This is a genomic window from Mycobacterium sp. (assembly GCF_035314665.1).
Lineage (GTDB): Bacteria > Actinomycetota > Actinomycetes > Mycobacteriales > Mycobacteriaceae > Mycobacterium.
The window spans coordinates 1-12,380 of the sequence record NZ_DATFZD010000042.1; the positions used below are offsets into that span (position 1 = coordinate 1).

Sequence of the window (12,380 nt, forward strand, 5' to 3'; positions counted from 1 at the left end):
TACCTGAATTCCGACGAGAGAACCGCTCTTGGCGCTGCACATCTCGGTCAGGCCGCGGCCATGCCGCTGCCGCTGACCGACCGCGAGCGTGAGATCGCGATCCTGATCTCTCAGGGCCGGTCCAACATCGACATCGCCCAAGCCCTCACCCTCTCGGTACGCACCATAGAAGGCCACATTTACCGGGCCTGCGCGCGCGTGGGCGCCGCCACCAGAACCGAACTCGCCCAGCTTATTAAGGAATTCACGCCCGCACTCGACTCCCTTAGAACACAGGGCCGCGACGAACATTGAACCGTTCGCGCACGGTGTCATGGGCGCGCCGCCGGTTGTCGGGGGCGCGGCGAAACACCAAGTAATCGACTGCTCGACTTGCTCCCGGGATACTCGAATGATGACGAAGTCGAAGAGCGGCTCAAAGGACGGCAAAGGCGGGGACACCCCCTCGCAGCTGATAGATGCCCGAATCAAGGAGCTGGGCGACTGGCGGGGCGAGACCCTGGCCCACATTCGAAAACTGATCAGAGAGGCCGACCCCGACGTGGTCGAGGAGTGGAAGTGGAGAGGCGTCCCGGTCTGGTATCACGACGGAATGATCTGCACCGGCGAGACTTACAAGAGTGTCGTCAAGATGACATTCGCCAAAGGCGCGGCGCTGGACAACCCGTCCGGACTTTTCAACTCCAGCCTGGACGGCAACACCAGGCGTGCTATCGATTTGCACGAGAACGACAAGATTGACGGCAAGACGCTGAAGGCACTGATTCGCGCCGCCGTCGCGCTGAACACGTCCTAGGCGGCGGTGGCAGGACCGTCACGGTACCGTTCGTGCCAATCAAGATCCCGGGGAGGCGGCATGGCACTCGATGAGCCGATGAAGTCCTCTGCATCACCGCAGTCAACAAAGTCAGGGCGTTTCTTCGATACCCGCTTCCTCGGCGATGTGCTGCGTATACGCCGCTTCCCGCACCGCCTCGTCGGATTCCAGCGCCGCACCCAAGGCGCCACCGATCATCGCCAAGGATGAGATCAGCCAAGCCAATTCGAAGTAATCGCGCAGCGAAGCCGGATGGCCGACTTGGCCGACCCACACCGCCGGCATCACGAACCAGAACGAAGCAGCCAGCGCCAATATGTACAGCGCGGCATACAGCGTGCTCACGCCGATCAAGACGGTGAGCGTCGTCACGATGTTGAACAGAATCACCTGCTTGCGCACCCCGCGCCCGACCATGGGCTCCCAGAGTTCGGCGCCGACAATCAGAGTTGCGACGGTCGCGACGATCGAGACCAGCGCCGTACCAGCGAGCCGCGGCCATCCATAAGCGTCGGAGAGCCGCCAGATATCCGCGGTCACCAACCCGAATACTCCGGCGGCCACCGCACCGGTCAGCGCGCGAGAGAGTCGCAGAGACAACCGCCACGGCCGGTTGGCGGCCACCATCCCGCTAATCAGCGTCAGATTGCCGGTCAGCACCCGCGCCGTGTAGAAGAAAGCTTCATCGGCCGGGTCGCTGCCCAGTTCACGCACCCGCTGCATTGTCACCCTTCGTGACGGTCCGCCCACGCCGTGAGCCTGGTCGCCGCCGTGCAGCTCAACAGATCCGGCGATCAGCCGCACCAGCAGTCGCACGATCGTCTCGCGAATGCGATGCCGTGCCCCCATCGCGCCCAGCGCCGGCACCGACACAATCGCCACGTTGCGCACCGGATTGGCGTGAGCGACCACCGGTCGTTGTTCGACGTGCAACGGGAGGTCCGTCAGATAGATCACGACGTCCCACCCTTTGTCCAGCAGCATTCTCCGCGCGGCTTTCACGAGGTCGGCATCGGTTGCCGGCGGCTGCACCAGGCGACCCTCTACGATCTCGATGCACCAGCGGGCTCCAGGTAACCGCTGGTCGAGCTCGCAATGCAACTCGGTCTCGGCGAGCTCGCTGGCCAGCGCGAAGGCCGCACCCGGATCGCCGACGAGACCGAGCACAATATGTGGATCCTCGCCGGCGTGGAGTGGATCAGTTGCGGGCGCCATGCACTGATCCTCGCATCCGTGCAGTCGCCGCCGACTAAGGACGCGGTGGCAACACCGCGAGCCACGAATCCGAGAGCAGCTCCAGCAACTGCCCGTCCGGATCGCGGATCATCGCCGATTGCTCGGAGACAGTGCCCTCAACCACCGATCCCCCGTAGCTCTCAACGGCTGCCAAGACGTCGCCGAGATCGGAAACCGACAGCGACAGATGGGTGAGCCCTAGTTGGTCCAAGACACGACTCGGCCCGGCGTGCAGGGCCCGCTGCGAGTAGGCGAGAAGCTCGAGCACCAAGCCGTCGCGGACGAGGTATGTCGCGCGCAATCCGATCGGCTTGCTCAGCCGCAGAAGTTGGTCAGTGCCCTCGTCGGGCGGGTCGAGTTCCCACCAATACGTAAATCCGAGCAGGCCCTCATAAAAGCGGCGCGACCGCACGGTATCGGTAACGCACAAACCAACATGGTTGAAAACGATTCGGTGACTGACCATTACAGCCTCCCGCGTGGATGCCTAATGTCGAAACGTCTAAACTTGCAAAGATTGCGCAATAAGCTGTCAGCTTAGCGGCGGCATCGCCCTCGCAAACTGACTTCGCGGACTCGCGTTGGAGGGTGCGATGGGTATGCGTCCCGAGGTCGACGCCGACGCGGTGGTGGATTTCGATCATCATTCCGACGAGTTCAATCTCAACGAGCTGGCGATCAACGCCGAGCTGCGCCAAAAGTGTCCGGTGGCGTGGAATCAGAATTACGGCGGATTCTGGTTCCTGACCAGTTACGACGCGGTTAGCCACACCGCCCGGGACGGCGACACGTTCGCGCACAAATACGAGCCGGATGCCGCCGACGGCGTTGACTATCAGGGCGAGATGGGCGTGCCACGTCCCGAAGGCCAACCGGCGCTGGGCATCGGCGAAATCGACGGCCCGTACCACCAAGCCTTAAGGCATGCCCTGGCTCCGTTCTTCTCGCCGGGCGCAGTGCAGAAGATGCGGCCGTTCATGGAGCAGTCGGCGCACTGGTTCCTCGATCAGCGGATCGGCGACGGGCAGATGGACCTCGTGCTCGATTACGCCAGTCCGGTTCCGGCGATCCTCACCATGAAGTTGATGGGCCTGCCCTACGGGAACTGGCAGATATATGCCAACCTGTTCCACTCCGTCATGGCCGTCCCACAGGACAGCCCCGAGTACGCCGAAGCCATCGCCCAAGTGCCCGCCATGATGGAGGGCGTAGTCGAGTTCGCGGCGACCAGACGAGCAGAGGCCCGCGACGACCTGACCAGCTTCCTCATTCAGTTCGAATTCGACGGCAAGCGGCTCGACGACGCACAGCTGCTCAACATTCTCTGGAACCTCATCGCCGGCGGCGTCGACACCACGACATCGCAGACCGCGTTGACCCTGCTGCACCTGGGCACCCATCCCGAGTTGCGAGAACAGCTCATTGAGCACCCGGAGCTCCACCGCACCGCGACCGATGAATTTCTGCGCTACTTCTCGGTCAACCAGCAACTGAGCCGAACGGTGACTCGCGACATCGTCCTTGGCGGGCAGCGCCTCCGCCGTAACGACCGGGTCATCATCAGCTGGTTGGCCGCCAATCACGATGAACAGGAATTCGAGCGACCCGACCAAATCGTGCTGGACCGTGCGCCCAACCGCCACGTCGCATTCGGGCTCGGACCACATCGTTGCATCGGATCTCATCTCGCGCGCCTGATGTCTGAGGTGATGGTGCGGGCGGTTCTCGACCGAATTCCCGACTACCAGGTCGATCTCGGCGGTGTGCACGAATACCTAGGCAGCCCGAGCATGACCGGGCTGGCCAAGCTGCCGGTCACGTTCACGCCGGGCGAATCACGTGACACCGCAAGGCCTTAAGGACTAGCTGATCCGCAGTGGGAACGGATCGTTGGCGAAATCGATTTGCGCTGCCGGATTGCTGACCGCGGTTGTCATTCCGGATCCGAAAGCACCGGACTGGTCGAAAAGCGTCGCCGTCCCGACGGCGACACCGTCTGATGCCCAATGCGAGTCGCCCTGCACACCGATCCATTCACCGACCGGCAATCGCGCTAATCCCACGGTCAGATCGCCGTTGATGTAGCCGACCCCCTGCGTGCCTAAGTTCGTCACCAGGCTGGTCGCCTCGGCGGCCATTACCGCGCGCACAAACGGTGAAAGCCTTTCGCCTGCCACCACTTCACCTGCCACCACTTCAATCGCACGGTTGTAAAAGCTTTTACGTGAATCATTCTGATGCTCGCCGGGCGAACGGGTCAAACCTGCACCTTCGCTTCCGACCTGGGTAAGTGCCGTTTCGTCTGCCGATGGCAGCGGCGGGAAGGTCATCGGCGCAGCCCACAGGCGACCCGGCGGCGCCGCCGAGCGACGATATTGCAGCAGCGTGGCCCGAGCCACCAACCGCCCGTCTTGGGCGATGTCGCACTCCGCACTGCGGATTCGTCGACCGTCGCGCACGACACGCACCGCCACCGCCGTCGGAACACCGCGCGCCGCTCGAAACAAGTCCACCGTCAACCGCGACGGCATGAAATCGGGTGACCCACAATCGAGTTCGAGTGACCGAGCGGCCAAACCGACGACAGCCGGTCCGTTGAGATGGTCGTCCCCCCAGTGACTTTGCGCGAACTCTGTTGGCGCGAAATGGCCGCTTTCGGTCAGAATGAAATGCGCGGGTCCGACGGTCATTCGGGCATCTTCGCATGGCACCTAGCGGCGTTGGCAACCCCAAGGGTCGTCAGCGCCCTCACGAGCTTCCGCGGCCGACTGCTCACGGCAGCCGGCGACCGTCGATAGCGAAGAAATGCAGGTGTCCAGGCTGCGGATGTAGGCGCACGCGGCTGCCCCGCAGCGGCGGGTCATGGCCGTCGGCGCGTGCGACGATGGTTTGACCGAATGTGTTGTCGGACCCGATGACTCGCCCATGCAGGTAGGCGTCCGCGCCGAGCTCTTCGACGACGTCGATCTGAATTTCGGCCCCGCCGCCGCCGATCTCGAAGGCTTCGGGCCGGATGCCGACCACGATTTCTGCTGCGGCGGCGGTGATCTCGCGCGGCAGTCGGATCGGCAAGTCCCCCAATGAAACGGAGTGGTCGACGACAGGAAGGGTGAATAGGTTCATCGCGGGCGAGCCGATGAACTCCCCCACGAACATGTTGACGGGACTTCGATACAACTCCCTGGGCGCCGCGCATTGCTGCAACACACCGTCACGCATGACCGCGACGCGGTCGCCCATGGTCATCGCCTCAACCTGGTCGTGGGTGACGTAAACGGTGGTGGTGCCCAGTCGCCGCTGCAATCTGGCGATCTGGTTGCGGGTTTGCACGCGCAGTTTCGCGTCCAGGTTGGACAGCGGCTCATCCATCAAGAACACTTGCGGTCGCCGCACAATCGCGCGCCCCATCGCCACGCGTTGGCGTTGGCCGCCGGACAGGTCCTTGGGCTTGCGATCCAGGTACGACTCCATGTCGAGTAGCCGCGCCGCGTCCAGGATCCGTTCGCGGATCTCGGCTTTCGTCATTCTGGCGATCTTCAGCGCAAAGCCCATGTTCTGCGCGACCGTCATGTGCGGATACAGCGCATAGTTTTGGAAGACCATCGCCACGTCGCGGTCTTTGGGGTCGTCGTCGGTGACGTCTCGGGTTCCGATTCGGATTCGTCCCGAATCCACTGTCTCCAGGCCGGCGACCATCCGCAATGAGGTCGTTTTGCCGCATCCCGACGGTCCGACCAATACGACGAACTCGCCGTCACCAACATTCAGATCCAGCTGGTCAACCGCCGGACGCGTGGTATCGGGGTAACGTCGCGTGGCCTTCTCGAAAGTCACCGATGCCATTGGCTACCCACCAAGCCCGGTGACGGTGATACCGCGCATGAAGGCGCGTTGCGCGATCGCATAGACCAGAATCAGCGGCAGCAGGATGAGCATGCATGCGGCCATCAGCACCGGCCATCTGGCGACATACTCGCCCTGCATTCGTACCAACCCGAGCGTGAGCGTGGCGATGCTACTGCGGTGAATCATCAACAGCGGCCAAAGAAAATCGTTCCAGACGTTGAACCAGGTAAGCACCGCCAGCACCATCACCGCCGGGCGCGCGTGCGGAAGCAGTATCCGCCAATAGATCTGCCACGGCGTACAACCGTCGAGGATGGCGGCTTCCTCCAATTCGGCCGGGATGGTCTGAAAGAACTGGCGCATGAGGTAGGTGCCGAACGCGCTGCCGAATAATCCCGGCACGATCATCGCCCACGGCGTGTCGGTCAGTCCGGCGACCCGCATCAAAATGAACTGCGGGATCACGGTGACCGTCAGCGGAACCATCAGAGTACCCAGATACAAGACGAACAACGTATCGCGGCCCCGAAACCGCAAACGCGCGAAGGCATACCCGGCCAGCGAGCAGAAGAACACCTGGCCGGCACTGACGCACACGGCATAGAACACCGAGTTGAAAAACATTCGCCAGAACGGCATCAGGGCGAACACCTCACGGTAGTTCGACCACAACGGGTGTGCCGGAAACAGCGTGGGCGTGGTCACCTCGCCCTCGTTCTTCAAGGATCCCGACACCGCCCACAGGATCGGGAAGACCGCACACAATGCGATGACGGTCAGCGCGGTGTACAGCACGATGCCACGCACGATGCTGGGTTTGATCACTCGTTCGGCTAAGCCCACGATCGTTGCTCCAGCGCCGCCCGACGGCGGCCAATCCGTAACTGCAGCACGGTCAATACCAGCAGGATGGCGAACATCACCCACGCCAGAGCGGATGCATAACCGAACTCCAAGAAGCTGAACGCGTGCTGGAACAGCATGATCCCGAGTACGTAGGTTGCTGTCTCCGGCCCGCCGTTGCCCCCAGTGAGAACGTAAACGAGGTCAAATGCCTGGAATGCGTGGATGATCGAGATGACCACCACGAAAGACACGGCGCCGCGGATCAATGGCACTGTGATCGAGACGAACTGTCGTATTTCCCCTGCGCCGTCGAGTTTGGCCGCCTCATAAAGGTTGTCGGGCACGCCTTGCATAGCGGCCAACAGGATGACGGTCGCAAAAGGAACGCTACGCCAGACGCTGACCGTGCACAGCGAGAGCATCGCCCATTTGGGGTCGTTCAGCCAGGGGACCGGGCCGAGCCCAATCCAGCCGAGCATGATGTTGAGCAGACCGTTATTGGTATTGAAGACGAACTGCCACACGACGGCCATCACCACCGACGACACCGCCAAAGGCAGAAATATAACTGTGCGAAAGATGCTGATCCCCTTGATTTTCCGGTTGAGCACACCGGCCACGGCGAGGCTGATCAACAGCGTAGGGACGACGGTGCCGACGGTGTAGACCACCGTGTTGCGCAGAGCTATCACGAACAGCGGATCGTCGGCAAAGAGGCTGCGGTAGTTGGCCAGACCGACAAACTTCGCGGGCCTGAACAAGTCCCAGTTCTGCACGCTCATGTAGAGCGAGAATCCGAGCGGGAACAGCATGAATACCGCGACCGCCGTCAGGTTCGGCGCGACGAACATCCGCCCGGCTCGGGCGCGCCGCTTGGAGAATCGGCGTCGCCGGATCACCGCGGTGGATTCATCGATCTGGGTCATGAGTTACGGAGTACCCCGTCGACGGCGTGTGACAGCCCGTTCGCCAACGATGTCGCCGGCCGCACGCCACGCAGAACGGGGCCGAAGTTTCGGTCCATCAGCGCGACGATCTTTGACCACTCCGGGGTGATCGGCATGCCCTCGGAATGGGCCGGACCGCCGGTCAGCACCGCGAGATTGTCGATCCTGCTGTGGGCCTCGGCGAAGCCGGCCGATGTGATCGCCGACCGCAGCACCGGCACGAACAGGCCCGATTCAGCGGTCACTGCCTGTCCGACCGGGCCGGCGGCGAATTTCACGAACTCCCACGCCTGCTGTTTGCGGGGACTGCTCGCCGCGATGGCGAGCCCCGTTGTGCCGATGTTCGAGCGGGCAGCGCGCCCTTTCGGACCGGTCGGCAGCACGGTGACATCGAAATCCAAGCCTTTGGCCAAGTCGACCGTCTGGTATCGCCAATGTCCGCCAAGTGCCATCGCCGCCCGGCCCGAAGTGAAGAGATCCATAGTGGACATCGACTGGGTGTCCGACGAGGTAGGAGCGACCCTGTGCTTGTGGGCCAGATCTGCGTAGAACTGGACACCGTCGAGGAACGCCTCGTTGTCGAAGTTGAGATGCGTCGGGTTCATCCGCGGGGTGCACCACGGGACGCCGTTGTTCATGCCGAACAGCCCGGCCGCGTAGAACGGGACCCAGCTGTCGACGTATCCCCATTGACCGACCCTGCCGGATCGCTCGCGCTTGGTGAGCGCTTTGGCGGCGTCGAGGAACTCGCCGAAACTCCACGGCTGATCCCAACGCCCGGGCGGCGGGCGCACACCGGCCTCGGCGAATAGCTTCTTGTTGTAGTACAAGAAATTTCCGGACCACTGCTCGGGAAGGGCGTACTGACCGCCCTCGAACGTGAACGTGTCATACAGCGATCTGATGCCGTCCGCCTTCACGTCGGCGGCGAAAGCCTTGTCTTGCGCCAACATGGTGTTGAGGTCCAGTAGCACTCCCCTGGCGGCCAATCCTGCGTAGGTGAGGTCCCACGCCATCAGCACGTCCGGACACTTGCCGCCGGCGCAATAGATCGACATGTGTCGCAACGGATTGGGCCCGGACAACAGCATCCGGACCTCGATGTCGGGGTGCGTGCGCTGGAAGGCGTTAACGACTCGCTTCCGGGCATCCGCCTCTTCGGGATTGGCCGCGAAGAAGAAGGTCAGTGCGTCGTCATCGGAACTACACCCGGTGCTCCACGCCGACACCGCCGCCGCGCCCAGCGCGCCGGCGCCAACCAAAAGCGTCCGCCGATCGAACTGCTTAGTAAGGATGGTGTTCGTAGTTCATCTCCGTTGTCACTGTGGCAGCGCGAGCACTGCGCTTTGCAAGCGATCGGCATCGCCGACGATGTCGATGCTGTGTATCCTGCCGTCTTCAATGCCGATCTGCAGCAACGCCTCAACGTGACCCGCGGGCGCGATAGCAATACCAGGGACTCCGTTGATGAGGACCACGACCCCGGCCCGTGCACGCGCCGCGAAGCGTCGGGTTTCCTCGGCGACGTCGTTGGCGCCACGGAGCTCGGTCGGCACATCGTCGGGCGCCAACTCGCGGTCCACCCGGCGCACCACGTCTGGGGCCAGTAGGTCCAGCAACATACGAATATCACCGCCACGCGACGCGTCCAGAAACGCTTCGACGATCTTGAGGTGTTCAGCCGTTCGGCTGGGCTCTGCTGAGCCGCCGGCGTGCAGTCGCCCGCGCGCCCGGCTCGCCAGCTTCTTGGCGGCGTCCGGCGACCGATTCAACAGTTCGCCGATCAAGTCGAAGGGCAAGGCGAACACATCGTGCAGTACAAACGCCACGCGTTGTGCGGGCGAGAGCCGGTCGAGCACCACCAGCAGGGCCCGGCTGACGGAATCGGTGAGCAGGGCAGCTTCGTCGGCTCCCGCGGAGGTGGCCGTGGCCATCTGCTCGAGCTGATGGGGATCGGCAAGCGGCTGCTCTGCCCGTCGTTTGCGAGTCCGCAACTGATCGAGTGCCTCGCGGGCGGTGATTGTGGTGAACCAACCCGTCAGGTTCTCGACCGTGCCGTGGTGTGCGCGACTTGCCTTCAGCCAGGCGGACTGCACCGCGTCTTCGGCATCAGGTGCCGACCCGAGCAAGTGGAACGCCACCGACTTCAGGTGCCGCCGATCACTGTCGAACCGTTGGGCGAGATCTTCGATGGTTCTCATGGTCACCTTTCCCAGGCGAAGGCCGTCAAGGAGGTGAACACATCCGACGAACGCTCCCGGTAGAAGAGGAGACCAGCAGTAATGAGCCTATACGTTGTCGTCACGGTGATCACCGCCGTCGTCACCGCGGCAATCGCGATACCCGACTTAATCCCCGCCGGCTTCGTGCTGGCGAACTCGGCCAAGGTGCACGTGCCGCGTTCGTGGCTACCGATGCTGGGCACCCTGAAACTCGCCGGAGCCATCGGTCTTCTCGTCGGTGTTGTCGGCCTGCCGGTCATCGGGATCGCCGCCGCTATCGGCCTGGTGTTGTATTTCATCGGCGCGGTGATCGCGCATCTTCGGGCCCACGTTTTCTACAACATCGCCTTCCCGGGCGCCTACTTGGGGCTGTCGGCGGCGTCGCTGGTACTGCTGGCGGGAAAGTAGCGGATCCGGCGGATTTCGTTGCGCCGCCGCGCAACATCGGCGAATATCACGCCGCGTCCTTGCCGCGACGTGATCGACACGGCGACGGTGGAGCCCGCAGCGATGAGCTTCGTCGCACCGGCCCCGGGGCACCGGGCGACCAGGTCCGCGATGTCCGCGGCATTGTCGTCGCCGAAAGTCATTGTGGCATCAGGTGACAACGTCCGCTGTGCGGCAAGTTTGTCTGCCCTGCCGACCGCGTCCACGAACGTGTTCACCAACTCTTTGCAACGGGAACCCACCCGACGAAAGCCGGCTGCGAACCCGGCGGTGCCGCGTAGCCGCTGATTGCGAATGAGCCCTTGGGACAGTTGGACGGTGACCGGCACGGCCGATACGCCGTTACGCAGGAACTGCAGCATCATGCTCGGCAGCTCCCAATAGGCACGTAGCATCGCGATCTTCCATTCGCCGTCGACCTCGCGCAGGTCGTAGCGAAGAAACGCCGGAATGGTCATGGTGACCGCCGAACCCATGACCACCTCGAGATCCAGATCGCGGACGACGGCCGGTCCGCGGACGACATCGAGATCACGACGGAAGGCGATGTCGCGGGGGCCGATGAAGGTGTCATAGAAACGGCCGATCTCGCCGTGTCCCACATGGGGCCGTGATCCCACCGGGTCTTCGATACGACCGTCCGTCGTGAACAGCCCGACCCAGCCCGCGCGGTCATGTGCTGCCGCAGCCTCGGGTGACCGCTCCACCACCGCCAGCAGTGCCGACCCCGGGTGGCCCGTCATGCGGTTGGCTCTATCTCGACACCCGCTGCCCGCAAGGCTTTGATGGCCGCGGCCGTGGACTCCTGCCCCACGCCCGCCGTGAGATCCAGCAGCACCCGGGTGGCCAAACCGGCCTCGGCAGCGTCCTCGGCGGTGCGGCGCACGCAGTGCTCGGTGGCGATGCCCACCACGTCAACCTGATCCACGTCGTGTTGGGTCAGCCAATCGGCCAGCGGCGTGCCGGACTCGTCGGTTCCTTCGAAACCGCTGTAGCCCGCGTCGTAGGCGCCCTTGCGAAAGACCGCGTCGAACCGGTCGGAGTCGAGATCGGGATGAAATTGCGCGCCGCTGCTCCCGGCCAGACAGTGCGGCGGCCAGCACGACGAATAATCGGGCCGGTCGGAGAAGTGATCACCCGGATCGAAGTGGAAATCCTGGGTGGCCACGACGTGGCGGTAATCGGCGCCGGCGGTCAGATAATCACTGATTGCGCCCGCCACAGCGGCGCCGCCGATCACGGGCACCGCGCCGCCCTCACAAAAATCATTCTGTACGTCGACCACGATCAACGCGCGCATAACACCCACCGTATCGCCGGTGGGAGCGAATTTTAGGCGGCGTGGCGGCGGGCGCGACGCGATGCCGCGGTGTCCAACGACCAGAGATGCGCACAGGTCGGGCACTGCAGATGCAGCACCGCGGCGCTGTTGCCGAGCAGGTATTGCCAATGGGTGTGGCAGTTGTGGCCGCTGCGGCAGTCGCCACACGCGGCGCCGTGATCACACTTCGGGCAGGCCAGCCAGGCGCGCCGGCTCTGGTCGGCGTCCGGGTCAATCGGCAGCATGGTCCACCGCCCGATCGGGCAGCACCCCGGCGCTGACCAGGTTGTCGTAGATGCGCTGCTGCTCGGCGTCGAGATTCGAGTAGAGCATCGCGTACGCCTGCTCCTCTTCGGCCAGCGCGCGAATCGGATCCCAGTCCTCACCGATCGCCTCCAGCACCGCGGTACGGCGCCGGACCTCGTCGAGGGTCAGGTCATAGGCGAATTCAAGGCCATTTGAGTTGTCCGGCATGAGCCACTCCCACGTTCCACGTTCAGTAGCAGGTTAGGCTGCCCTAAATTAGCCGGTTTATGCAATGACGTGCGTCACACTTTCTGATTGATGTTTGTCACAACCGAGCGCCCGGGTAATCGCTGCTCGTCCGCTGGGTAGGACGGGTAAAACCCCATGCCGCTGGCGGTGCGTTGCATCACGTAGATAGTCAAACTATAGTCCAGACACGTGTCCAGAAAGCT

Annotated in this window: 16 protein-coding genes; 4 read left to right on the top strand and 12 right to left on the bottom strand. The window is 63.3% G+C overall.

Going from position 1 to position 12,380, the window contains the following annotated elements; genetic code table 11:
* Positions 1–294, top strand: a 294-nt coding sequence (locus VKI00_RS03125) for a helix-turn-helix transcriptional regulator (protein ID WP_324435289.1), incomplete at its 5' end; no start/stop codon positions are given.
* A gap of 100 nt (positions 295–394) precedes the next feature.
* Complete coding sequence (locus VKI00_RS03130; protein ID WP_324435291.1) at positions 395–796, top strand: DUF1801 domain-containing protein; 402 nt, start codon at positions 395–397, stop codon at positions 794–796.
* 111 nt (positions 797–907) lie between these two features.
* Here the strand turns inward: VKI00_RS03130 and VKI00_RS03135 are convergent, their stop codons facing one another.
* Both VKI00_RS03135 and VKI00_RS03140 read right to left on the bottom strand, forming a co-directional pair.
* Entirely contained in the window at positions 908–2,032 is a 1,125-nt protein-coding gene (locus tag VKI00_RS03135) for a hypothetical protein (protein ID WP_324435293.1), read from the bottom strand.
* A 34-nt stretch (positions 2,033–2,066) separates the two neighbouring features.
* Positions 2,067–2,519: a VOC family protein gene (locus VKI00_RS03140; protein WP_324435295.1), complete on the bottom strand. Its 453-nt coding sequence runs from the start codon at positions 2,517–2,519 to the stop codon at positions 2,067–2,069.
* 127 nt (positions 2,520–2,646) lie between these two features.
* Here VKI00_RS03140 and VKI00_RS03145 point away from each other — a divergent pair, with 127 nt between their 5' ends.
* On the top strand, positions 2,647–3,912 hold the full coding sequence (locus VKI00_RS03145; protein ID WP_324435297.1) for a cytochrome P450: 1,266 nt from the start codon (positions 2,647–2,649) through the stop codon (positions 3,910–3,912).
* 3 nt (positions 3,913–3,915) lie between these two features.
* Here VKI00_RS03145 and VKI00_RS03150 read toward each other — a convergent pair whose 3' ends face one another.
* The 6 genes from VKI00_RS03150 to VKI00_RS03175 all read right to left on the bottom strand — a co-directional run bounded on the left by VKI00_RS03150 (position 3,916) and on the right by VKI00_RS03175 (position 9,893).
* Positions 3,916–4,743 (bottom strand): thioesterase family protein, encoded by an 828-nt coding sequence (locus VKI00_RS03150; RefSeq protein ID WP_324435299.1) that lies wholly within the window; start codon positions 4,741–4,743, stop codon positions 3,916–3,918.
* A gap of 82 nt (positions 4,744–4,825) precedes the next feature.
* A complete protein-coding gene (locus VKI00_RS03155; RefSeq protein ID WP_324435301.1) occupies positions 4,826–5,896 on the bottom strand; it encodes a sn-glycerol-3-phosphate ABC transporter ATP-binding protein UgpC in 1,071 nt (356 codons plus the stop codon).
* Between the two features lie 3 nt (positions 5,897–5,899).
* On the bottom strand, positions 5,900–6,742 hold the full coding sequence (locus tag VKI00_RS03160; RefSeq protein WP_324435303.1) for a carbohydrate ABC transporter permease: 843 nt from the start codon (positions 6,740–6,742) through the stop codon (positions 5,900–5,902).
* Positions 6,733–7,641, bottom strand: a complete 909-nt coding sequence (locus tag VKI00_RS03165) for a sugar ABC transporter permease (RefSeq protein ID WP_324435339.1) — start codon at positions 7,639–7,641, stop codon at positions 6,733–6,735. The genes VKI00_RS03160 and VKI00_RS03165 overlap by 10 nt, the downstream gene beginning before the upstream one ends.
* 26 nt (positions 7,642–7,667) lie before the next feature.
* Positions 7,668–8,987, bottom strand: coding sequence for a sugar ABC transporter substrate-binding protein (locus VKI00_RS03170; RefSeq protein WP_324435341.1), 1,320 nt, complete (start codon positions 8,985–8,987; stop codon positions 7,668–7,670).
* A 24-nt stretch (positions 8,988–9,011) separates the two neighbouring features.
* A complete protein-coding gene (locus VKI00_RS03175) occupies positions 9,012–9,893 on the bottom strand; it encodes a sigma-70 family RNA polymerase sigma factor (RefSeq protein WP_324435305.1) in 882 nt (293 codons plus the stop codon).
* 81 nt (positions 9,894–9,974) lie between these two features.
* On the opposite strand from VKI00_RS03175, the gene VKI00_RS03180 reads away from it, so the two are divergent.
* Positions 9,975–10,322, top strand: coding sequence for a DoxX family protein (locus VKI00_RS03180; protein ID WP_324435306.1), 348 nt, complete (start codon positions 9,975–9,977; stop codon positions 10,320–10,322).
* On the opposite strand, the gene VKI00_RS03185 is transcribed toward VKI00_RS03180, so the two are convergent.
* The 4 genes from VKI00_RS03185 to VKI00_RS03200 are packed head-to-tail and all read right to left on the bottom strand — an operon-like array spanning position 10,274 to position 12,156.
* Positions 10,274–11,104, bottom strand: coding sequence for a ketosteroid isomerase family protein (locus tag VKI00_RS03185; protein WP_324435308.1), 831 nt, complete (start codon positions 11,102–11,104; stop codon positions 10,274–10,276). The genes VKI00_RS03180 and VKI00_RS03185 overlap by 49 nt on opposite strands.
* On the bottom strand, positions 11,101–11,661 hold the full coding sequence (locus tag VKI00_RS03190) for an isochorismatase family protein (protein ID WP_324435310.1): 561 nt from the start codon (positions 11,659–11,661) through the stop codon (positions 11,101–11,103). The genes VKI00_RS03185 and VKI00_RS03190 overlap by 4 nt, the downstream gene beginning before the upstream one ends.
* A 32-nt stretch (positions 11,662–11,693) precedes the next feature.
* Positions 11,694–11,927: a hypothetical protein gene (locus VKI00_RS03195; RefSeq protein WP_324435312.1), complete on the bottom strand. Its 234-nt coding sequence runs from the start codon at positions 11,925–11,927 to the stop codon at positions 11,694–11,696.
* A complete protein-coding gene (locus tag VKI00_RS03200) occupies positions 11,914–12,156 on the bottom strand; it encodes a DUF6400 family protein (RefSeq protein ID WP_324435314.1) in 243 nt (80 codons plus the stop codon). Before VKI00_RS03200 ends, VKI00_RS03195 begins: the two co-directional genes overlap by 14 nt.
* Between the last annotated feature and the right edge of the window lie 224 nt (positions 12,157–12,380).